Origin of the sequence: Enterobacter cloacae complex sp. IR5412, assembly GCF_049237385.1 — a bacterium.
In the GTDB taxonomy this organism is placed as follows: Bacteria; Pseudomonadota; Gammaproteobacteria; order Enterobacterales; family Enterobacteriaceae; genus Enterobacter; species Enterobacter intestinihominis.
Genome location: NZ_JBMKHQ010000016.1, coordinates 31054 through 52773, shown reverse-complemented (window position 1 = coordinate 52773; position 21720 = coordinate 31054). Strand labels below are relative to the sequence as shown.

General features: G+C 55.6%; 23 protein-coding genes. 10 read left to right on the top strand and 13 right to left on the bottom strand.

Annotated elements, in window-relative coordinates; all coding sequences use genetic code 11:
• Positions 1-447 (bottom strand): L-rhamnose/proton symporter RhaT (locus tag ACOTX2_RS21320; RefSeq protein WP_421625968.1); only part of this gene is annotated, 447 nt, incomplete at its 3' end.
• Between the two features lie 288 nt (positions 448-735).
• Between ACOTX2_RS21320 and sodA the strand changes: the two genes are divergently transcribed.
• Positions 736-1356 carry a superoxide dismutase [Mn] gene (sodA, locus tag ACOTX2_RS21315; RefSeq protein WP_003861999.1) on the top strand — a complete coding sequence of 207 codons (621 nt, stop codon included), beginning with the start codon at positions 736-738 and terminating at the stop codon, positions 1354-1356.
• Positions 1357-1422: 66 nt separating this feature from the next.
• Positions 1423-2097, top strand: coding sequence for a 6-hydroxyaminopurine reductase (gene yiiM, locus ACOTX2_RS21310; protein ID WP_038416933.1), 675 nt, complete (start codon positions 1423-1425; stop codon positions 2095-2097).
• Between the two features lie 99 nt (positions 2098-2196).
• On the opposite strand, the gene cpxA is transcribed toward yiiM, so the two are convergent.
• Positions 2197-3570 (bottom strand): envelope stress sensor histidine kinase CpxA, encoded by a 1374-nt coding sequence (cpxA, locus tag ACOTX2_RS21305; RefSeq protein WP_022649811.1) that lies wholly within the window; start codon positions 3568-3570, stop codon positions 2197-2199.
• The gene (gene cpxR / locus ACOTX2_RS21300) at positions 3567-4265 is read right to left on the bottom strand and encodes an envelope stress response regulator transcription factor CpxR (RefSeq protein ID WP_003862004.1); all 699 of its coding nucleotides are present in this window, start codon (positions 4263-4265) and stop codon (positions 3567-3569) included. The genes cpxA and cpxR overlap by 4 nt, the downstream gene beginning before the upstream one ends.
• 150 nt (positions 4266-4415) lie before the next feature.
• On the opposite strand from cpxR, the gene cpxP reads away from it, so the two are divergent.
• From cpxP to ACOTX2_RS21270, 6 genes are all read left to right on the top strand, one after another.
• Entirely contained in the window at positions 4416-4922 is a 507-nt protein-coding gene (gene cpxP / locus ACOTX2_RS21295; RefSeq protein WP_023298904.1) for a cell-envelope stress modulator CpxP, read from the top strand.
• A gap of 153 nt (positions 4923-5075) precedes the next feature.
• On the top strand, positions 5076-5960 hold the full coding sequence (gene fieF, locus ACOTX2_RS21290; RefSeq protein ID WP_023298903.1) for a CDF family cation-efflux transporter FieF: 885 nt from the start codon (positions 5076-5078) through the stop codon (positions 5958-5960).
• A 184-nt stretch (positions 5961-6144) separates the two neighbouring features.
• Positions 6145-7107 (top strand): 6-phosphofructokinase, encoded by a 963-nt coding sequence (gene pfkA / locus ACOTX2_RS21285; RefSeq protein ID WP_003862009.1) that lies wholly within the window; start codon positions 6145-6147, stop codon positions 7105-7107.
• 208 nt (positions 7108-7315) lie between these two features.
• Positions 7316-8305 carry a sulfate ABC transporter substrate-binding protein gene (locus ACOTX2_RS21280; RefSeq protein WP_023298902.1) on the top strand — a complete coding sequence of 330 codons (990 nt, stop codon included), beginning with the start codon at positions 7316-7318 and terminating at the stop codon, positions 8303-8305.
• A 111-nt stretch (positions 8306-8416) separates the two neighbouring features.
• Positions 8417-9160 carry a CDP-diacylglycerol diphosphatase gene (locus ACOTX2_RS21275; protein ID WP_032626946.1) on the top strand — a complete coding sequence of 248 codons (744 nt, stop codon included), beginning with the start codon at positions 8417-8419 and terminating at the stop codon, positions 9158-9160.
• A gap of 73 nt (positions 9161-9233) precedes the next feature.
• Positions 9234-10538, top strand: coding sequence for an SLC13 family permease (locus tag ACOTX2_RS21270; protein ID WP_032103451.1), 1305 nt, complete (start codon positions 9234-9236; stop codon positions 10536-10538).
• Positions 10539-10585: 47 nt separating this feature from the next.
• On the opposite strand, the gene tpiA is transcribed toward ACOTX2_RS21270, so the two are convergent.
• Both tpiA and ACOTX2_RS21260 read right to left on the bottom strand, forming a co-directional pair.
• Complete coding sequence (tpiA, locus tag ACOTX2_RS21265; protein WP_003862019.1) at positions 10586-11353, bottom strand: triose-phosphate isomerase; 768 nt, start codon at positions 11351-11353, stop codon at positions 10586-10588.
• A gap of 111 nt (positions 11354-11464) precedes the next feature.
• The gene (locus ACOTX2_RS21260; protein ID WP_022649805.1) at positions 11465-12061 is read right to left on the bottom strand and encodes a DUF1454 family protein; all 597 of its coding nucleotides are present in this window, start codon (positions 12059-12061) and stop codon (positions 11465-11467) included.
• 112 nt (positions 12062-12173) lie between these two features.
• Between ACOTX2_RS21260 and ACOTX2_RS21255 the strand changes: the two genes are divergently transcribed.
• Entirely contained in the window at positions 12174-12593 is a 420-nt protein-coding gene (locus tag ACOTX2_RS21255) for a DUF805 domain-containing protein (protein WP_022649804.1), read from the top strand.
• Here ACOTX2_RS21255 and fpr read toward each other — a convergent pair whose 3' ends face one another.
• The 4 genes from fpr to ACOTX2_RS21235 all read right to left on the bottom strand — a co-directional run bounded on the left by fpr (position 12594) and on the right by ACOTX2_RS21235 (position 16959).
• Positions 12594-13340, bottom strand: a complete 747-nt coding sequence (gene fpr, locus ACOTX2_RS21250) for a ferredoxin--NADP(+) reductase (RefSeq protein ID WP_022649803.1) — start codon at positions 13338-13340, stop codon at positions 12594-12596.
• A 96-nt stretch (positions 13341-13436) separates the two neighbouring features.
• Entirely contained in the window at positions 13437-14447 is a 1011-nt protein-coding gene (gene glpX, locus ACOTX2_RS21245) for a class II fructose-bisphosphatase (RefSeq protein ID WP_023307187.1), read from the bottom strand.
• A gap of 136 nt (positions 14448-14583) precedes the next feature.
• Entirely contained in the window at positions 14584-16092 is a 1509-nt protein-coding gene (glpK, locus tag ACOTX2_RS21240; RefSeq protein WP_022649801.1) for a glycerol kinase GlpK, read from the bottom strand.
• A gap of 21 nt (positions 16093-16113) precedes the next feature.
• Positions 16114-16959 carry an MIP/aquaporin family protein gene (locus tag ACOTX2_RS21235; protein ID WP_022649800.1) on the bottom strand — a complete coding sequence of 282 codons (846 nt, stop codon included), beginning with the start codon at positions 16957-16959 and terminating at the stop codon, positions 16114-16116.
• A gap of 400 nt (positions 16960-17359) precedes the next feature.
• Between ACOTX2_RS21235 and zapB the strand changes: the two genes are divergently transcribed.
• Positions 17360-17599 carry a septal ring assembly protein ZapB gene (gene zapB, locus ACOTX2_RS21230; RefSeq protein WP_022649799.1) on the top strand — a complete coding sequence of 80 codons (240 nt, stop codon included), beginning with the start codon at positions 17360-17362 and terminating at the stop codon, positions 17597-17599.
• A gap of 583 nt (positions 17600-18182) precedes the next feature.
• Here zapB and rraA read toward each other — a convergent pair.
• The 4 genes from rraA to hslV form a co-directional block, all read right to left on the bottom strand.
• The gene (rraA, locus tag ACOTX2_RS21225) at positions 18183-18668 is read right to left on the bottom strand and encodes a ribonuclease E activity regulator RraA (protein ID WP_022649798.1); all 486 of its coding nucleotides are present in this window, start codon (positions 18666-18668) and stop codon (positions 18183-18185) included.
• Between the two features lie 92 nt (positions 18669-18760).
• On the bottom strand, positions 18761-19687 hold the full coding sequence (menA, locus tag ACOTX2_RS21220) for a 1,4-dihydroxy-2-naphthoate polyprenyltransferase (RefSeq protein ID WP_088581795.1): 927 nt from the start codon (positions 19685-19687) through the stop codon (positions 18761-18763).
• A gap of 62 nt (positions 19688-19749) precedes the next feature.
• Positions 19750-21084: an HslU--HslV peptidase ATPase subunit gene (gene hslU / locus ACOTX2_RS21215; protein WP_022649796.1), complete on the bottom strand. Its 1335-nt coding sequence runs from the start codon at positions 21082-21084 to the stop codon at positions 19750-19752.
• Positions 21085-21093: 9 nt separating this feature from the next.
• Complete coding sequence (gene hslV / locus ACOTX2_RS21210) at positions 21094-21624, bottom strand: ATP-dependent protease subunit HslV (protein ID WP_022649795.1); 531 nt, start codon at positions 21622-21624, stop codon at positions 21094-21096.
• Between the last annotated feature and the right edge of the window lie 96 nt (positions 21625-21720).

Below are 21720 nucleotides of genomic sequence, written 5' to 3'. Positions count from 1 at the left end.
TCCCACGCCGATCACCGCTACCAGCACGCCCAGCAGCGTCATTCGCCCACCCTGGGTGTTGATCAGCACATCGAAGTTGCCGTTGAGGATTGGCGTCATCAGGGTGCCAACAATCAGCGTAATGCCGATCGCGATGCCAATCCCCATCGACATGCCGAGGTAGCGCATGGTGAGGCCGTAGTTGATATTACCGATACCCCACATCGCGCCGAACAGGAATACCGGCAGCAGGGTGGAGGCGTTGAAGGAGGAGAAGTAGCCCCAGAAATCGGGCAGCAGCATGGCGCTGATTGTCCACGGCAAAATCAGCCAGGACACGGTACCGCCAACGGACCACATGGTTTCCCATGACCAGCCTTTCACCTTTTTAAACGGGGCATAGAAACAGGCTGCACTGGCCGCGCCTATCAAATGCCAGAAAATACCCATCGTAATCGCATGATTCATTTTTACATCCTCATCGTTTTTATAGCCGGAGGCTTCCCGCCGACTTGATGAGTGTAAAAATTAGGCGGTTTGGGAACCTTCAGAAGGTTGCCGCACTTTTGTTTTGAATGGCAATCAGCTCGTTAACCGCGTGAGCAGACTCACAATTCCTTCATTTCTCAAAAACCGAATAACCTTATAAAAACTACGGCATTGATAATCATTTTCAATATCATTTAATTAACTATAATGAACCAACTGCTTACGCGGCATTAACAGCTGTGCCGCCCGACAATAATGGAGAGGATTATGAGTTATACACTGCCATCCCTGCCGTATGCCTACGACGCACTGGAACCGCATTTCGACAAGCAGACGATGGAAATCCATCACACTAAACATCACCAGACCTACGTGAATAACGCGAATGCTGCGCTGGAAAGCCTGCCAGAGTTCGCTAATCTGCCTGTTGAAGAGCTGATCACCAAACTGGACCAGCTGCCAGCAGACAAGAAAACCGTGCTGCGCAACAACGCGGGCGGTCACGCTAACCACAGCCTGTTCTGGAAAGGCCTGAAAACCGGCACCACCCTTCAGGGCGACCTGAAAGCGGCTATCGAGCGTGACTTCGGTTCCGTTGACAACTTCAAAGCGGAATTCGAAAAAGCCGCTGCAACCCGTTTCGGTTCTGGCTGGGCGTGGCTGGTCCTGAAAGGTGACAAACTGGCGGTCGTTTCAACCGCAAACCAGGACTCCCCGCTGATGGGTGAAGCTATCTCTGGCGCATCCGGCTTCCCAATTCTGGGTCTGGACGTGTGGGAACACGCTTACTACCTGAAGTTCCAGAACCGTCGCCCTGACTACATCAAAGCCTTCTGGGATGTAGTGAACTGGGACGAAGCAGCAGCGCGTTTCGCCGCTAAAAAATAAGGTTGCATTGACGCCTGTGAGAAGCGAGTCTGATGACTCGCTTTTTTTGTATCTGAAGGAGTGGAGATGCATTACCCGGTGAATGTGTTTACAGGCAAGGTAAGGGAGTACGAAGGCAGTCGCCCGAGCGCTATCGCCAAAGTGCAGGTCGACGGTGAGCTGACGCTTACCGAGCTTGGTCTGGCGGGCGACCAGCAGGCCGAAAAGAAAATCCACGGCGGGCCCGATCGCGCGCTGTGCCACTATCCGCGCGAGCACTATCAGCACTGGAAAACCGAATTTCCTGAACAGGCGGACCTTTTCGTCGCCCCCGCGTTTGGCGAAAATCTCTCAACGGAAGGGCTGACGGAGAAGAACGTCTTTATTGGCGATATTTATCGCTGGGGCGATGCTCTGATTCAGGTCACCCAGCCGCGCTCGCCGTGCTTCAAACTTAACTACCATTTTGGCATTCAGGATATGTCGGCCCAGCTGCAAAACGCGGGTAAAACCGGCTGGCTGTATCGCGTTGTGCAGGCGGGACAGGTTTCGGCGGATGCGCCGATTGAGCTGGCTTCGCGCCTGAGTGAGGTGTCGGTATTCGAGGCCTGTGCCATTGCCTGGCATATGCCGTTCGACGATGAACAGTTTCACCGCCTGCTGTCAGCGGCAGGATTATCCACCAGCTGGACCAGAACGATGCAGAAGCGGCGGATAAGCGGCAAGATCGAGAGCAGTTCGCGGAGATTGTGGGGGAAATAATTGCCCCTCACCCCGGCCCTCTCCCCAAAGGGGCGAGGGTGAAAAGACCGCACCGAGCCGTCCCCTCTCCCCTATGGGGAGAGGGTTAGGGTGAGGGGATTACGAACGCTTATACAGAGGCAGCCACAGCGTTAGCCGCAGCCCGCCCAGCGGGCTGTCATCGGCTTTCACCCAGCCACGGTGCTGCTGCATGGCGGTTTCAACAATCGCCAGACCCAGCCCCGTACCGCCAGATTCACGGTCGCGCGCCTCGTCGGTACGGTAGAACGGACGGAAAATCTGCTCGCGATCTTCCGGGCTGACGCCTGGACCGTCGTCGTCCACGATGATAGTGATCCCGTCTTTATCCACCGAAAACGCCACTTCAATCTTCGTGTGCGAGTAGCGCAGGGCGTTACGCACGATATTCTCCAGCGCGCTTTCCAGCGTGTTGGGGTTACCGTACAGCGGCCACGGGCCCGGCGGGAAATTGACGGTGAAGGATTTGCCCATCTGTTCCGCTTCGAAGGCCGCGTTATCCAGCACCTCATGCCAGAGGTGATTGGCTTTCACCGTTTCGCTCACCAGCGCGTTTTTCTGCTGATTACGCGACATCACCAGCAGATCGTTGATCATGCTGTCCAGGCGATGCGCTTCCGTCTCAATACGCTCCAGCTCTTTGCTCTCACCGCTGCGACGGCGCAGCAGGGCGGTACCCAGCTGTAAACGCGTGAGCGGCGTACGCAGCTCGTGGGAGATATCCGACAGCAGACGTTGCTGGGCCGTCATCATTCGATCAAGCGCGCTCACCATCTGGTTAAAACTGGTTCCGGCGGCCAGGAACTCCTGCGGCCCGGATTCCAGCTCCGGATGCTGCCTCAGGTTGCCCTGCGCCACTTCGTCCGCCGCGTTTTTCAGCTTACGCGCCGGTTTCGCCAGGCTCCACGCCAGCCATAACAGCAGTGGGGAACTAACCAGCATGGTGACAATCAACAGCAACAGCGGACGGTCAAATAGCAGGTTGATGAAGTCGGACTGGGAACTGCTCGCGGGGCGAATCAGGTAGAGCTGGTAGTTATCTTCCCCATCCCGCACCGAGAAAGGGCCCACCATTTCTACCCGACCATATTTCTTTTTCTGTGGGTGATCGGCGTTATCCGCCTGGCCAATAAAGTTGCGGATAATCTGCATTTCATTGCGATCGGCCCCAATCACGCGGCCTTCACTGGTGACCAGTAAAAGACGTTGTCCGGGGGGCGCCCACTTGTCGATAGCGCGAAACAGCCTGCGCCACCACATTAAATCGTTCGGCGGATCGTTTGCCAGCTCCGCTTCCACGTGCTGCTCGATCATCACGCCCTGACGTTGCTCGCTGTCGAGCAGCTCCGTCATCTGGCGTGAGTCGAGTTTTGGCAACATCAAAACGAGCATTAAAACCAGTGCCAGCGTCAGCCAGAAGATGGCGAAGATGCGGGCGGTTAAGCTGCCTATCATGAAGCGGAAACCATCAGATAACCGCGACCACGCAGGGTTTTAAACCAGGGGTGACCGTCTTTACGTTCTGGCAGCTTACGGCGCAGGTTCGAGATATGCATATCGATGGCGCGGTCAAACGGGGTAAGGCGTTTGCCCAGCACTTCCTGGCTCAAGTGTTCACGCGACACCACCTGGCCGAGATGCTGCGCCAGCAGATACAGCAGGGTGAACTCGGTGCCGGTTAGCTCCAGCGTTTCACCGTCGAAGCTCGCTTCCTGGCGGCCCGGGTTCAGGCTCAGGGAGTCCACTTCCAGCGTAGGTGAGCTGTTGTCGGTATTCTGCTGCTGCTCGCTCCAGTGAGAGCGGCGCAGGATCGCGCGAATACGGGCCACCAGTTCACGGTCGTTGAACGGCTTAGGTAAATAGTCATCCGCACCCAGCTCAAGGCCGAGTACGCGGTCAAGCTCGCTGCCGCGCGCGGTCAGCATAATGACGGGGGTCTGGTGTGTCTGGCGAAGCTCTTTCAACGTATCAATACCGTTTTTCTTCGGCATCATGACGTCGAGCAAAAGTAAATCGATGCTGTCGTCAAGGAGACTCAGCGCCTGTTCCCCATCATGGGCAACCAGGACGTTGAAACCTTCCATGTCGAGCAACTCCTTTAAAAGAGATGTGAGCTCTCGGTCATCATCAACTAACAGGATTTTATTCATTGTTTAAATACCTCCGAGGCAGAAATTACGACATCAAGGCTATCTAATCCATGACTTTACGTTGTTTTACACCCCCTGACGCATGTTTGCAGCCTGAATCGTAGACTGTCTCTCGTTGAATCGCGACACGAAAGATTTTGGGAGCAAGTGATGCGCAAAGTTACCGCTGCCGTCATGGCCTCAACGCTGGCCTTCTGTGCGTTTAGCCAGGCTGCTGTAGCTATCAACAGCGATAACGGTTCCTCAGTAGAGGGCGCAACGCAGCACAGCAGCCAAAGCCATATGTTTGACGGCATAAGTTTAACCGAACATCAGCGTCAACAGATGCGAGATCTGATGCAGAGGGCACGACACGACCAGCCCCCTGTTAATGTTAGCGAAATGGAGACAATGCATCGCCTTGTCACCGCAGAAAATTTTGACGAAAGCGCTGTACGCGCTCAGGCAGAAAAAATGGCGCAGGAACAGGTTGCCCGCCAGGTAGAAATGGCGAAGGTTCGCAACCAGATGTTCCACCTGCTAACGCCCGAGCAGCAAGCGGTTTTGAATACCAAACATCAGCAACGTATGAACCAGTTACGTGAGGTTGCACGGATGCAGCGAAGCTCAGATATGACGCTTTTCAGTAGCAATAGCAGTACCCGTAGTAACCAGTAAACCCTGTTTTCCTTGCCATAGACACCATCCCTGTCTTCCCCCACATGATGTGGGGGTTTTTTTTGCCCATCGTTCCGGTTTGTTAACGCTTTATTCATCCATTCACTCCACCACCATCCGTTATACTAGCGCCATGGCATGACAGGAGTGTTTATGAATCAATCCTATGGACGGCTGGTAAGCCGGGCCGCAATAGCCGCGACGGTGACGGCGTCGTGTTTGCTGATCATTAAAATTTTCGCGTGGTGGTACACCGGGTCGGTTAGTATTCTGGCGGCGCTGGTGGATTCACTGGTGGATATTGCCGCCTCGCTGACCAACCTGCTGGTGGTGCGCTATTCGCTGCAACCGGCAGATGAAGAGCATACGTTTGGCCACGGCAAAGCGGAATCGCTGGCCGCGCTGGCACAAAGTATGTTTATTTCGGGCTCCGCGCTTTTCCTGTTTTTGACCGGCATTCAGCATCTTATTTCGCCTTCTCCGATGAACGATCCGGGCGTTGGTGTGGTCGTAACCGTAGTTGCACTTATAAGCACACTTGTTCTTGTAACGTTCCAGCGCTGGGTTGTACGCAAAACACAAAGCCAGGCTGTACGGGCCGATATGCTTCATTATCAGTCTGATGTTATGATGAATGGGGCTATTCTTATTGCGCTCGGTCTGGCCTGGTATGGCTGGCATCGTGCCGATGCGTTGTTTGCGTTAGGGATAGGGATCTATATTTTATACAGCGCGTTGCGGATGGGGTATGACGCGGTACAGTCGCTTCTTGACCGTGCGCTTCCGGATGCAGAACGTGATGAAATTTATGCCATCGTGACCCACTGGCCTGGCGTCAGTGGTGCTCACGATCTTCGTACGCGGCAGTCAGGGCCGACCCGCTTTATTCAGATTCATTTGGAAATGGAAGACAACCTGCCACTGGTTCAGGCGCATATGGTCGCTGAACAGGTGGAGCAGGCGATTTTGCAGCGTTTCCCTGGGTCAGACGTCATTATTCACCAGGATCCGTGCTCTGTCGTCCCCAGGGCGTTTTGAGCTTTCGTAATTCGTTGTAAAAAAGTGAGCCAGACCAGCATTTTGTGGATAAATTACCACCATATGGCCTGACCTGAATCAATTCAGCTGGAAGGGATTGATATACTATTTGCAGTATTCGACGGTTGAACAGTTTCTTCCGGCAGCAGATTTCAATTTTGCATTCCTAAGTTCAGAGGTAGTCATGATTAAGAAAATCGGTGTGTTGACAAGCGGCGGTGATGCGCCGGGCATGAACGCGGCAATCCGTGGGGTTGTCCGTGCAGCGCTGACGGAAGGTCTGGAAGTTTTTGGTATCTATGACGGTTACCTGGGTCTGTATGAAGACCGCATGGTTCAGCTCGACCGCTACAGCGTGTCTGACATGATCAACCGTGGCGGTACTTTCCTCGGTTCCGCGCGCTTCCCGGAATTCCGTGACGAACACATCCGTGAAGTGGCTATCGAAAACATGAAAAAACGGGGTCTGGATGCGCTGGTGGTTATCGGCGGCGACGGCTCGTACATGGGTGCAAAACGTCTGACTGAAATGGGCTTCCCGTGCATCGGCCTGCCTGGCACCATCGACAACGACATCAAAGGCACTGACTACACCATCGGTTACTTCACCGCGCTGGGTACCGTTGTGGAAGCGATTGACCGCCTGCGTGACACCTCTTCCTCTCACCAGCGTATTTCCATTGTTGAAGTGATGGGCCGTTACTGCGGTGACCTGACCCTGGCGGCGGCCATTGCCGGTGGCTGTGAGTTCGTGGTAGTTCCGGAAGTAGAGTTCAGCCGTGAAGATCTGGTCGCAGAGATCAAAGCCGGCATCGCGAAAGGTAAGAAACACGCCATCGTTGCTATCACCGAGCACATCTGTGACGTTGACGAGCTGGCGAAGTACATCGAAACCGAAACCAAACGCGAAACCCGCGCGACCGTTCTGGGTCACATTCAGCGTGGCGGTTCCCCAGGCCCGTACGACCGTATCCTGGCGTCCCGCATGGGTGCGTACGCGATCGAGCTGCTGCTACAGGGCCACGGCGGCCGCTGCGTCGGTATTCAGAACGAGAAACTGGTTCACCATGACATCATCGACGCCATTGAAAACATGAAGCGTCCGTTCAAAGGTGACTGGCTGGACTGCGCGAAAAAACTGTACTGATCGGCTCTGTTGCCCGGTGGCGCTGCGCTTACCGGGCCTACAAAAGCACGGATCGTAGGCCGGGTAAGGCGTAGCCGCCACCCGGCTTTTTTGTGCCCACGCACTTTTTATTCCTTCACGTTATAGCCAATCTTTTTTTATTCTTTAATCATCGGTTAGCTTTCTGGCACGCTGCATTCATCAAAACACTAAACAAGAGAGCCGGGCGATGAATAAATGGGGCGTGGGGTTAACATTATTGCTGGCATCGACCAGCGTTCTGGCAAAGGACATTCAGTTACTGAACGTGTCGTACGATCCGACGCGTGAACTGTACGACCAGTACAACAAAGCTTTTGCGGCGCACTGGAAACAGGAAACCGGCGATAACGTGGTGGTTCGCCAGTCTCACGGCGGTTCAGGTAAGCAGGCGACATCGGTGATCAACGGCATTGAAGCCGATGTGGTTACCCTGGCGCTGGCTTATGACGTAGACGCGATCGCGGAGCGTGGCCGTATCGACAAAAACTGGATCAAGCGCCTGCCGGACAACTCTGCGCCATACACCTCGACCATTGTCTTCCTGGTGCGCAAAGGCAACCCGAAACAGATTAAAGACTGGAACGACCTGATTAAGCCGGGCGTGTCTGTCATCACGCCGAACCCGAAAAGCTCCGGCGGCGCACGCTGGAACTACCTGGCGGCCTGGGGCTACGCCCTGCACCACAACAACGGTGACCAGGCTAAAGCGCAGGAATTCGTGAAAGCGCTGTTTAAAAATGTCGAAGTGCTGGACTCCGGCGCGCGCGGCGCAACTAACACCTTCGTCGAGCGCGGCATCGGCGACGTGCTGATTGCCTGGGAAAACGAAGCCCTGCTGGCGACCAACGAGCTGGGTAAAGACAAATTCGAGATCGTGACCCCGAGCGAATCCATCCTGGCTGAGCCGACCGTCTCCGTCGTCGATAAGGTTGTTGATAAGAAGGGCACCAAAGCGGTGGCGGAAGCCTACCTGAAGTATCTTTACTCGCCGGAAGGTCAGGAAATTGCGGCGAAAAACTTCTACCGCCCGCGCGATGAGGCTGTCGCGAAGAAATACGAGAACGCCTTCCCGAAACTGAAGCTGTTTACGATCGACGATGTTTTTGGCGGCTGGACCAAAGCGCAGAAAGAGCACTTCTCTAACGGCGGCACCTTCGACCAGATCAGCAAACGCTAGGCGTTTCATAAAGCACGACACGGTAACCCGGTGTGAGAAATCCGCCGGGTTTTTTATTTGGTCATCATTTTGCGTTACTCTTTTGCCTTTACTGAAAACAGGGAACGCGTTGTGAAAAAAATTATCTTACTGATTCTGATCGTTATCGCCCTTGCCGCAGGCGGCGTGTACTGGATGAAAGCGGGTAATCCGAATGCGTTGCGTCATATCGTTCTCGACCAGTGTGTGCCCAACCAGCTGCATAACCGTAACCCGGCACCGTGTGCGCAGGTGAAGCCAGATGCGGGCTACGTGGTGTTCAAGGACCGCAACGGACCGCTGCAATACCTCCTGATGCCCACGTACCGTATCAACGGCACCGAAAGCCCGCTGCTGACCGAGCCTCAGACACCGAATTTCTTCTGGCTGGCATGGCAGTCTCGTCATTTTATGAGCATGAAACGGGGAGCCGACGTGCCTGACAGCGCTATTTCGCTGACCATCAACTCCCCGACCGGGCGCACGCAAAACCATTTCCATATCCACATCTCCTGCCTGCGCCCGGACGTGCGCGAGAAGCTGAACGCGGCGCAGGGGCAAATCAGCACCCAGTGGCTACCGCTTCCGGGCGGGCTGGAAGGGCATGAGTACCTTGCCCGTCGGGTGACGGAGAACGAACTGGTGCAGCGCAGCCCGTTTATGATGCTGGCGGAAGAGCTGCCGGAAGCGCGCGACCATATGGGACGCTTCGCGCTGGCGATGGCGCAGCAGTCGGACGGCTCGTTTGTACTGCTGGCGACGGAGCGTAACCTGCTGACCTTTAACCGTGCGTCGGCTGAGGAATTGCAGGATCATCAATGCGATATCCTGAAGTGACCCCACCATAAATAGCATTTACTCGCCCTGCCTGTCGCCGTAGACTTGCTGAAAAATTCTACAGGAGACAGGTATGTCGCTCTGGTTAACGCATCCTCTGCTGCTTCCCTCGCTGATCGTCGGCGTCACCATCGTGCTGTGGGCGACGTCGCTGTTGCCGGAATTTATCACCGCGCTGCTGTTCTTTACGGCGGCGATGACCGCCAGAATCGCCCCGCCGGAAGTGATCTTTGGCGGCTTCGCCTCGTCAGCCTTCTGGCTGGTGTTCAGCGGCTTTGTGCTGGGCGTGGCGATTCGGAAAACCGGCCTGGCGGACAGGGCCGCCCGGGCGCTGTCGGCAAAGCTTACCGACTCCTGGGTGCTGATGGTGGCAAGCGTTGTGCTGCTGAGCTATGCCCTGGCATTCGTGATGCCGTCGAACATGGGACGTATTGCGCTGCTGATGCCGATTGTCGCCGCGATGGCGAAGCGGGCCGGCATTCCTGATGGCTCGCGGGCCTGGTTTGGCCTGGCGCTGGCGGTCGGGTTTGGCACCTTCCAGCTCTCGGCCACTATTTTGCCCGCTAACGTGCCAAACCTTGTGATGAGCGGCGCGGCGGAAGGCTCATACGGTATCCACCTCAACTATGTCCCGTATCTGCTGCTGCACACGCCGGTGCTGGGTATTCTCAAAGGCCTGATTCTGATTGGCCTGATCTGCTGGCTGTTTCCCGGCAACCCAAAACCGGCGAAGGATCTCGCGCCATCGGAACCGATGGGACGTGACGAAAAACGGCTCGCCTGGCTGCTGGCGGTGGTGTTGACGATGTGGGTAACGGAGAGCTGGCACGGCGTGGGCCCAGCGTGGACAGGGCTGGCGGCCTCGGTCATCGTTATGCTGCCGCGCATCGGATTTATCACCGGCGAGGAGTTCTCGGCGGGGGTGAATATGCGCACCTGTATTTACGTCGCGGGTATACTCGGGCTGGCCATTACGGTGACGCAGACCGGTATCGGTGCGGCCGTAGGCGAGGCGTTGCTCCATATCATGCCGCTGGATGCAGACCGCCCGTTTACCAGCTTCCTGGCGCTGACGGGGATCACCACGGCGCTCAACTTCATTATGACCGCCAACGGCGTTCCGGCGCTGTACACCACGCTGGCGCAGAGCTTCTCCGACGCGACCGGCTTCCCGCTGCTGTCGGTGATCATGATTCAGGTGCTGGGGTATTCCACGCCGCTGCTGCCGTATCAGGCGTCGCCGATTGTGGTGGCGATGGGCTTAGGGAAAGTGCCTGCGAAGGCGGGGATGCTGCTCTGCCTGGCGCTGGCGATTGCGACGTATCTGGTACTGCTGCCGCTGGATTATTTGTGGTTTAGCGTATTAGGACGTTTGTAGTGGTTTTGTAGGGCGGGTTAGCGAAGCGCCACCCGCCCCAAAGGCAATTACGCCTGCTTAGCCGCTTCTGCCGCTTTAACGATCACCGCGAAAGCATCTGCTTTCAGGGATGCGCCGCCAACCAGCGCGCCATCGATGTCTGGCTGGGTGAACAGCTCAGCTGCGTTTGATGCGTTAACGGAACCGCCGTACTGGATGATGACCTGCTCAGCCACTTTCGCGTCTGCTTTTGCAATGTGGTCACGGATGAACTTGTGCACCGCCTGTGCCTGCGCTGGAGTTGCAGATTTGCCGGTACCGATCGCCCAGACTGGCTCGTAAGCGATAACCGCGCCTTCGAACGCTGCCGCGCCCTGGGTTTTCAGCACAGCGTCGATCTGACGTGCGCACACTTCTTCGGTTTTACCCGCTTCGTTTTCTGCTTCGGTTTCACCGATGCACAGAACCGGGATCAGACCCTGCTCTTTCAGCACAGCGAATTTCTTCGCGATGAACTCGTCAGATTCTTTGTGGTAGGTGCGACGCTCAGAGTGGCCGATGATGATGTATTTCGCGCCGATGTCTTTCAGCATTTCAGCGGAGGTTTCACCGGTAAACGCGCCAGACAGGTTAACGTCAACGTTCTGCGCGCCCAGAATGATGTGGCTGCCGTCAGCGGCACGTTTAGCCAGATCCAGGTACATATCCGGCGGAGCGATAGCAACCGCGCAGCCGGTCACGCCAGCCAGCTCTTTACGCAGGTTAGCAACCAGTTCGTTTACCATGTGGCGGCTGCCGTTCAGTTTCCAGTTACCCATCACTAAAGGATGTCGCATTTCAATTCTCCACGCTCAATAAGCGAATTAAGGAATATGGCCGCCCTTAAGGGCAGCATGGTCTGTGAATCAGTATAGAGATTTTCCCTCGAAAGGCTTTGCTTTTTGTCATTAATTCGCCCCCTCGAGTGCGTCTGATAGGGCCAGCTTAATCGGTTCAACCGCGAAGGTCAGCCCCTTTTCGCCGTTATCTGCGACAACATAGCGAACGGCACCTTCCGTATCCGCGTAATAGCGTTTGTTTTTCCCGGCGGTAAGCAGTTTTTGCAGCTTTTGCTGGCTTTGCGCTTTCGTGAAGGTGGGGGTAAAGGCGCGCAGAATAGCGCTCATATACTCCAGCGCTTTCGCTTTCGCCGCTTTCTGCTCTGGGCCCTGAATCGGCAGCCAGGTGATCTGCATGCTTTTGATTTTTAACGTTCCGCGCTCAAGGGCAGTGGAAGCATATAGATTCTCGTTAATTTTGCTGGCAGCGCGGGTCAGGGTTGGCGTATCGCGGGCACCGTCAATCGCACGGAACTCCCCCAGCGCAAGCGAGGGGTTTTCTTTATTGAAGGCTTCGCGGAACTGGCTGATAGATTGATCGAAAGAGGGGGCGCCCGCCAGAAGGTAGGGAGCGGTGACCGGGGAAGCCGGTTCCGCGGCGTGCAGAGAAAAACTGGCGCTCAGCATCGCTAAACACAAATAAAGAGAGTGTGCCGAACTTTTCATCAACATTGCCCCTGGCCGTTATTGCCCATGATTAAAACGATATCTGGTCGGCTTGTCAAAAGGTCACAACTCCAGGGTAAAATGCGGGCTAAACAATAATAAGGAACCTTACATGACCATACAGCAGTGGTTGTTTTCATTCAAAGGGCGTATTGGACGCCGTGACTTCTGGATCTGGATGGCAGCGTGGGTTGTCGCCATGCTGCTTCTGTTTTTTGTTGCCTATAACGCCTGGCTGAGCACGCAAACTGCGGCTTTTGCGCTGGTCTGTTTACTGTGGCCAACCGCTGCCGTGGTGGTGAAACGTCTGCACGATCGCGGTCGCTCCGGCGCTTGGGCTTTTCTGATTATTCTGGCGTGGATGCTGGTGGCGGGGAACTGGTCAATGCTGCCCTCCATCCTCCCGTGGGTGGTGGGCAGACTGCTGCCGACGGTTATCTTTGTGATGATGGTTGTCGAACTGGGCGCGTTTATTGGCACCCAGAGCGAGAACAAATACGGAAAAGATACCCTTGAGGTGAAGTACCGCTGATCACCAGTAGTGTTCGGCGGTCATATGGCCCGGTCGGCGGCGAAGGTGTTTCGTCATCTGCCGGGTATCCTTCAGCAGTTGCTGCGTATCGCGCACCATCTGCGGGTTACCGCACAGCATCACGTGGCTGGTTTCGGTATTCATCGGTAAACCCACTGCCTCTTCCAGCGCGCCGCTTTCAATCAACGCCGGAACGCGGCCGGTTAACGAGCCAGCTGCGGTTTCGCGGCTGACCACCGTCTGAATTTTTAACTTCCCGCCATATCGCTGTTCCAGCGCCTGCATCTGCGGCAAATAGCTCAGGTCTGCGGCGTAGCGCGCGGCGTGGACCAGCACGATATTCTTAAAGCGCTCCAGATCTTTGCCGTACTCCAGGATAGAGAGATACGGGCCGATGGCCGTGCCGGTCGCCAGCATCCAGAGCGTGTCACAGTCGGGGATTTCATCCAGCACGAAGAACCCCGCCGCGTCGGAGACAATCTGCACCTCATCGCCCGGTTTCAGCGCGGCGAGGCGCGGGCTGAGCTTACCGTCCGGAACGGTGACCAGGTAGAACTCGAGATCCGGGTTATCAGGCGCGTTAACGTAAGAGTAGGCGCGCTGTACGCGTTCACCGTCGATATCCAGCCCGAGCTTGGCAAACTGCCCGGCGGTAAACGGATGAACGGGCGCGTGCAGCGTGAGGCTAAATAGCGCATCGGTCCAGAACTGTACCTTTGTGACTTTACCTGTTACCCAGTCCGCCATGATCTTCTCCTGTGCTGTTTCTCTCTTCTATCTTCCGTACTTGTGGGAAACATTTCCAGCCCATTCGGGCCGGAAAGCTCTATCGATCAAACGGTTTTACAGAATGTGCGTCTGTACGTCCGGGTCTTTGCGGTCGAGATAATGAATGGACTGAATGCGGCGAATGGTGCGGGATTTGCCGCGGATCAGCAGGGTTTCAGTGGTGGCCATGTTTCCCTTGCGGGTGATGCCATCCAGCAGATCGCCTTTGGTGATGCCGGTTGCGGAGAAGACCACGTTATCGCTGCGAGCCATCTCGTTCAGCGCGAGCACTTTATTGGCCTCGATGCCCATCGCCGCACAGCGCGCCAGTTCGTCTTCACCAATGCGAAGGTTCTCGTCGCTGTCGCCTTTGACCTCATGGCGTGGCAGCAGACGCGCCTGCATATCGCCGTCCAGCGCGCGGATCACTGCCGCAGAGACCACACCTTCCGGCGCGCCGCCGATGCCGTAAAGCACGTCGACCTCGCTGTCCGGCATGCAGGTCAGAATAGAGGCGGCAACGTCGCCATCAGGAATGGCAAATACGCGCACGCCGAGTGCTTGCAGATAAGCGATGGTGGCGTCGTGGCGCGGTTTCGCCAGGATGGTCACGGTGAGTTCGTTGAGCGGTTTACCCAGCGCCGCTGCGATATTGCGCAGGTTGGCATCCAGCGGCAGGCTAAGGTCGATAGCACCTTTAGCACCAGGACCGACAATCAGCTTTTCCATGTACATATCTGGCGCGTTGAGGAAGCAGCCCTTATCGCCCACCGCCAGCACCGCCAGCGCGTTGGCCTGGCCCATCGCCGTCATGCGCGTGCCTTCGATCGGGTCGACCGCGATATCCACCGCATCGCCTTTGCCCGTCCCGACTTTTTCACCGATGTAGAGCATCGGGGCTTCGTCGATTTCGCCTTCGCCAATGACGATAGTGCCATCGATATTGACCTGATTAAGCACAATGCGCATGGCGTGGACGGCTGCGCCGTCTGCGGTATTTTTGTCGCCACGGCCCAGCCACTTGTAGCCTGCGAGGGCGGCAGCTTCGGTGACGCGGGAAAACTCGATAGCAAGTTCACGTTTCATGAGGTACTCGTACAATCATAAGGAATTGCACGAAGTTTATCACAGAGTGGGGAGGGGGAGGGGTGGTGCGGTCTGAGCCCCTCACCCCGGCCCTCTCCCCAAAGGGGAGAGGGTTAGGGTGAGGGGTGAGTCTGTCTTACTCGTCGTGCTCTTCCCATGCCAGGGCACGTTTCACCGCTTTCTTCCAGCCGCTGTAGCGGTAGTTGCGCTCGGTGGTTTCGATGCCTGGACGGAATTCGCGTTCGATCACCGCTTTTTCCTGAAGCTCGTCAAGGTTTTGCCAGAAGCCAACCGCCAGACCTGCCAGATACGCCGCGCCCAGCGCCGTTACTTCTCGCACCTCAGGACGTTCAACGCGGGTACCCAGAATGTCGGACTGGAACTGCATCAGGAAGTTATTGGCTACCGCACCGCCGTCCACGCGCAAGGCGTGCAGACGAATGCCGGAGTCCGCCTGCATCGCTTCCAGCACGTCGCGCGTCTGGTAGGCGATGGATTCCAGGGTCGCACGAATAATGTGGTTTGAGTTCACACCGCGCGTCAGGCCGAAAATCGCGCCGCGGGCGTACGGATCCCAGTACGGTGCGCCCAGACCGGTAAACGCTGGCACCACGTATACGCCGTTGGTGTCTTTCACTTTGGTCGCGAAGTATTCGGAGTCAAACGCATCGCTGATCAGCTTCATCTCGTCGCGCAGCCACTGAATGGAGGCACCCGCCATGAATACCGCCCCTTCCAGGGCATAGTTCACTTCACCGCGTGGGCCGCAGGCGATGGTGGTCAGCAGACCGTTTTCTGATTTCACCGCTTTCTCGCCGGTGTTCATGAGCATAAAGCAGCCGGTGCCGTAAGTGTTCTTCGCCATCCCTTCCTTGACGCACAGCTGGCCGAACAGCGCCGCCTGCTGGTCACCGGCAATACCGGCGATAGGAATACGGGTGCCGCCTTTACCGCCGATGTTGGTCTGGCCGTATACTTCTGAAGATTTGCGCACGTCTGGCAGCATCGCACGCGGAATGTCCAGCGCGTCCAGCATCTTGTCATCCCACTCCAGAGTGTTGATGTTGAACAGCATGGTGCGCGAGGCGTTGGTGTAGTCGGTGACGTGAACGCGTCCCTGAGTCATCTTCCAGATAAGCCAGGTATCGACGGTGCCAAACAGCAGCTCGCCGCGTCGTGCACGCTCGCGTGAACCTTCCACGTGGTCGAGGATCCACTTCACTTTGGTGCCGGAGAAATAGGGGTCAATGACCAGACCGGTTGTACTGCGCACGTACTCTTCCATTCCGTCGCGCTTCAGTTTTTCGCAGATCTCTGAGGTGCGGCGGCACTGCCAGACAATGGCGTTGTAGATGGGCTTACCGGTTTCGCGCTCCCAGACAACGGTGGTTTCACGCTGGTTGGTGATACCGATAGCGGCAATCTCGTCAGAACTGATGTCGGCTTTCGCCAGCACTTCCACCAGCGTGGAGCTTTGTGATGCCCAGATCTCCATCGGGTCGTGTTCAACCCAGCCTGGACGCGGATAGATTTGCTCAAATTCGCGTTGAGACACGCTGACAATGTTCGCGTCATGATCCATTACGACAGCGCGGGAGCTGGTAGTGCCCTGGTCGAGCGCAACGATATATTTTTTTTCGGTCATGGTATGTGTCCCGTAGTCAGATTACAGCGAAGCTTTTTGTTGTGTGGTGGAAGTCGACTCTTTTTCCTCTTCCACACAGGTGTCGCACGGTAAGTGGCGACCAATTAATTTGCGATAGCCGAATGCGCCCAGCGCTGCCCCTACGATTGGCCCGAACAGCGGTACCAGGAAGTAAGGAATGTCTTTGCCGCCGGTAAAGGCGACATCGCCCCATCCTGCAAAGAAGGCGAAGGTTTTTGGACCCAGGTCACGCGCCGGATTCATCGCAAAGCCGGTCAGCGGACCCATGGATGCGCCAATTACCGCAATCAGAAGGCCAATCAAAAGTGGTGCCAGCGGGCCGCGCGGAATGCCGTTTCCGTCGTCGCCCAGCGCCATAATGACGCCCATCAGAATAGCGGTAATCACCATTTCAACTGCGAACGCCTGCACAAAATTAATATGCGGATTCGGATACGTTGAGAAAATGCCTGCCAGATCCAGGCTTTCGACACTGCCACGCACCATATGATGCGTCTGTTCGAAGTCGGTGAAAAGATTGTAATAAAGCCCGTAAACTAACGCCGCTGCGCAAAAGGCGCCGGCAAATTGTGAAATGATGAAAGGGACAACTTTGCGTCCGTCAAAGCACGCGAATAGCCACAACGCGATGGTCACCGCCGGGTTAAGATGTGCGCCGGAAACCCCTGCGGTCAGGTAGATGGCCATCGCCACGCCCAAACCCCAGATAATACTGATTTCCCACTGACCAAAACTGGCACCCGCCACTTTCAGTGCAGCGACACAGCCTACTCCGAAGAATATCAACAACCCGGTACCCAGGAACTCGGCAATGCACTGGCCTTTTAAGGTTGATGTCTGACTCATAATCGGAATCCTGCAAAAGAGTAATGTTTATTGTTTGCGTGACCGCCCGTGACAGCCACGATGCCCTGTAGACATAGTGTTAATTTATCGTTAACGAGCACAAACGAGAAATATCGAAATCAAAATGTGTGGTCTGTGTCAATAAAATGAGCGTTTTCGCGCCATAAAGCGCGTTTTTGCATCAGCGGTATAATGTGAGCTGAATCATTTCATTAACTAAAGAGTTAACAATTTAGGGGTATATGCCGCGAACGCACCAGGACCAGACCTAAAAGTGTTGCAAACCGCGATCTGCGCGGTGTGTCGCTGGACACAGAGCGCCGCGCTCCATACAATCGACGGTATATGTCGTGCGCGTTTACGTTAAAGCGTCGCCTTGCAATTCAGGAGAGGTAGCATCATGTCTTTAGAAGTGTTTGAGAAACTGGAATCGAAAGTACAGCAGGCGATCGACACCATCACCCTGCTGCAGATGGAAATTGAAGAGCTGAAAGAGAAAAACAACTCCCTGTCCCAGGAAGTTCAGAATGCTCAGCACAGCCGTGAAGAACTGGAGCGCGAAAACAACCAGCTGCGCGAACAGCAGAACGGCTGGCAGGATCGCCTGCAGGCACTGCTGGGACGTATGGAAGAAGTTTAATTCCGGTGGGGTTAACTGATTAGGCCGGGTAAGGCGAAGCCGCCACCCGGCTTTTTTATGGTTTTCGCTAACCGATATCAAACCATAAAAAAGGCCGCCTGAGGCGGCCTTAACGCTACTTGTCCTGCGCTGTCGTAGCAAAAGCAACAAACCCAACAGGTTCATCGCTCTTTACAACGAGTACGCTGGCGACAATGAACGCGATACATAAATAGCGTTTCATTATGCGGTCCCTGCTGCTTACCGCTCCACCGTTCACCACCGGTGATAAGTCGGTGGACACAAGCCCGGTTAAAGGTTGCTTTACGGTTGTGAATACACCTTTCCCTGGACCGGCGCCCATTTGCGAGATGGCGGAAAGGGACACAGCATCATAATGAGCAACAGCTGCGGAGTTAAGGTTCCCACACATAATTAGGAATTCATAAAGGGTCGACAGGGGTTACCTGAGGAATGAATCAGGGTAAGATAAAAATCCTGGTTAAAGGTTGCAATATCACCCAACGGACCGCGAATCCCGAGGGACAAAAAAACCGCCACATTGCTGTTGGCGGTTTTTTTATGCATCTCGCTTATCGATTAACTACTCAATGTCCAGCGCATCCTCGGAAAGGATAATGCCGGTATTGTCAGCATAAAGGTGGTCGCCCGAGAAGAAGGTCACGCCGCCGAAATTGACGCGCACGTCGCTTTCGCCGATGCCGTCGCCCGCTGCGCCTACCGGTATGGCCGCGATGGCCTGAATCCCGATATCCATGTCTTCGAGATCGTCCACCTGACGCACGGAACCGTACACCACAATGCCTTCCCACTCGTTCTGGACGGCAATTCCGGCCAGTTCAGCATCAATCAATGCGCGGCGCACGGAACCGCCGCCGTCGACCACCAGAACGCGGCCACGGCCGTTCTCTTCGAGCAGATCGTACAGCAACCCGTTGTCCTCGAAACATTTCACCGTGATGATTTGTCCGCCAAACGACGACCGTCCGCCAAAGTTGGAGAACAGGGGTTCAACGACGTTGACATCTTCCTGGTAGATGTCACAAAGCTCGGAGGTATCGTATTTCATAGGTTTAACGCTCTGTTGCTGCGAATGTGTTCAGTATATCGTGCGAAATGCCTTGTTGGCAAAATCATCAATTGTTAATTGATATTTGTCAGCTAACTCAGCGTCTGGCTTAAGACAATCCCGATGACGAACAGCAGGTTAGTCAGCAACGCGCCTTTTACCGTGCGCTCCAGCATCGGCGGCATGGCAGCCGGGCTGAGTTCACGCATGACATAGCGGGCCTGCTTAACCAGCAGCGGTGCGGCGAGCACAAACAGCCAGCCCCACAGGCTGTGCAGAGAGATCAGATTGAACAGTGCCAGGCAGACCAGCGCGCCGATGAGCAGGCAGGCGTGATAGCGGCGGGCATTCACCGGGCCCAGACGCACGGCCAGCGTGTTCTTACCGTTCTCACGGTCGCTGTCGATGTCGCGCAGGTTATTGATATTCAGCACCGCCGTCGCCAGCAGACCGCAGGCGGTCGCGGGCAGGAACAGGGCGGGGATCACCGTATGCGCCTGCAAGTACCAGCTTCCCATGACGCTCAGCCAGCCGAAGAACACCAGTACGGAGATGTCGCCCAGACCAATATACCCGTAAGGACGCGTCCCGACGGTATAGGTAATTGCTGCAATAATGGCGAGCAAGCCCAGCACCAGGAAGCCAATGAAATCGCTGGTGGTTTTCGAGGCGACCGTCACCAGCGCCAGGCCGGACAGGCAAATCAACACCACGGTGATAATCAGCGCCCGCTTCATCTGTGCCTGGGTAATCACCCCTTTTTGCATCCCGCGCAGCGGCCCGATACGATCAGGTTTATCGCTGCCTTTTACCGCATCGCCGTAATCATTGGCGAGATTAGAGAGGATTTGCAGTAGCCCGGCGGTGACAAGCGCCAGACCAGCCACCAGGGGATCGAAATGCCCCTGCCACCAGGCAAGTGCGGTACCGACGATAATGGCGGCAAAAGCCAGAGGAAGCGTTTTTGGACGCAGACTTTCGAGCCACGCCTGCGTACGGCTGATATCAGTCATAGTTATTTAGCCAATAAAAATGGGGGCCATAGCCCCCATCAACAGTGATGAAAATGCATTGAACGCGATTATAGAATAAAACGGCTCAGATCTTCATCTGCCACTAACGCATCCAGGTGTTTGCCCACATACTCTGCGTCAATGGTAATGGTTTGACCGTTAAGGTCGCTCGCATCGTAAGAGATATCTTCCACCAGGCGTTCCAGCACGGTGTGCAGACGACGCGCACCGATGTTTTCGGTGGTTTCGTTGACCTGCCATGCGGCCTGAGCGATGCGTTTGATCCCATCGTCGGTGAACTCGATATTCACGCCTTCGGTCGCCATCAGCGCTTTGTACTGTACGGTCACAGAAGCGTTTGGCTCAGTCAGGATACGTTCGAAATCTTCAGTGGTCAGCGCCTGCAGCTCAACGCGGATTGGCAGACGACCCTGCAGTTCCGGAATGAGATCGGATGGGCTGGCAACCTGAAACGCACCTGACGCGATAAACAGAATGTGGTCAGTTTTCACCATGCCGTGCTTGGTAGAGACGGTGCAACCTTCCACCAGCGGCAGCAGGTCGCGCTGAACGCCTTCGCGGGAAACATCCGGGCCGGAGCTGTTGCCGCCGCGCTTACAGATTTTGTCGATTTCGTCGATAAACACGATACCGTGCTGCTCAACCGCGTCGATAGCGTCCTGTTTCAGCTCTTCCGGGTTAACCAGCTTCGCTGCTTCTTCTTCAATCAGCAGCTTCATCGCGTCTTTGATTTTCAGCTTACGCGCTTTCTGTTTCTGCCCGCCCAGGTTCTGGAACATGGACTGCAACTGGCTGGTCATCTCTTCCATGCCCGGAGGGGCCATGATTTCAACGCCCATTGGCGCGGCAGCGAGATCGATCTCAATCTCTTTGTCGTCCAGCTCGCCTTCGCGCAATTTTTTGCGGAATGCCTGACGCGCAGCAGAAGGTTCAGGCTGCTGTTCAGCCTGTCCCCAGTTATTTTTTGCCGGTGGGATCAGCACGTCGAGAATACGCTCTTCGGCCATCTCTTCGGCGCGATAGCGGTTTTTCTCAATCGCCTGGACACGCACCATCTTAATCGCTGAATCGGTCAGATCGCGGATGATGGAGTCCACTTCTTTACCCACATAGCCCACTTCGGTGAACTTGGTGGCTTCAACTTTGATGAACGGCGCGTTAGCCAGTTTGGCCAGACGACGGGCGATTTCGGTTTTACCCACCCCGGTCGGGCCGATCATCAGAATATTTTTTGGCGTCACTTCATGGCGGAGCTCTTCGTCGAGCTGCATGCGACGCCAGCGGTTACGTAGTGCGATAGCCACGGAGCGCTTGGCGTTGTCCTGGCCGATAATGTGTTTGTTCAGTTCGCTGACAATTTCGCGTGGGGTCATTTCAGACATGGGCGATCCTTACGCTTTGGAGGTCAATTCTTCGATGGTGTGATTGTGGTTGGTATAGATGCAGATATCACCTGCAATATCCAACGCTTTCACCGCGATATCGCGCGCGTTCATGTCGGTATTTTCCAACAGCGCACGGGCTGCGGCCTGGGCGTACGGGCCGCCAGAGCCGATGGCAATCAGGTCGTTTTCAGGCTGAACCACGTCGCCGTTACCGGTGATGATCAGCGAGGCGTTTTCGTCAGCCACGGCCAGCAGTGCTTCGAGCTTGCGCAGCATGCGGTCGGTACGCCAGTCTTTTGCCAGCTCAACGGCGGCTTTCACCAGATGACCCTGATGCATTTCCAGTTTGCGTTCAAACAGTTCAAACAGCGTGAAGGCATCAGCCGTGCCGCCTGCGAAACCGGCGATCACTTTGTCGTTATAAAGACGACGTACTTTCTTCACGTTGCCTTTCATGACGGTATTACCCAGCGTGGCCTGGCCATCACCGGCAATTACCACCTGGCCGTTACGGCGTACACTTACTATTGTTGTCACGAGCAGACCCCCTGGTTACAGATTCGGGAAACAGAAGCCCTGAGCCTGTGCTCAGGGCTGAATTAAATGATAGATGGGGGGGATTTTGGGGGTTTC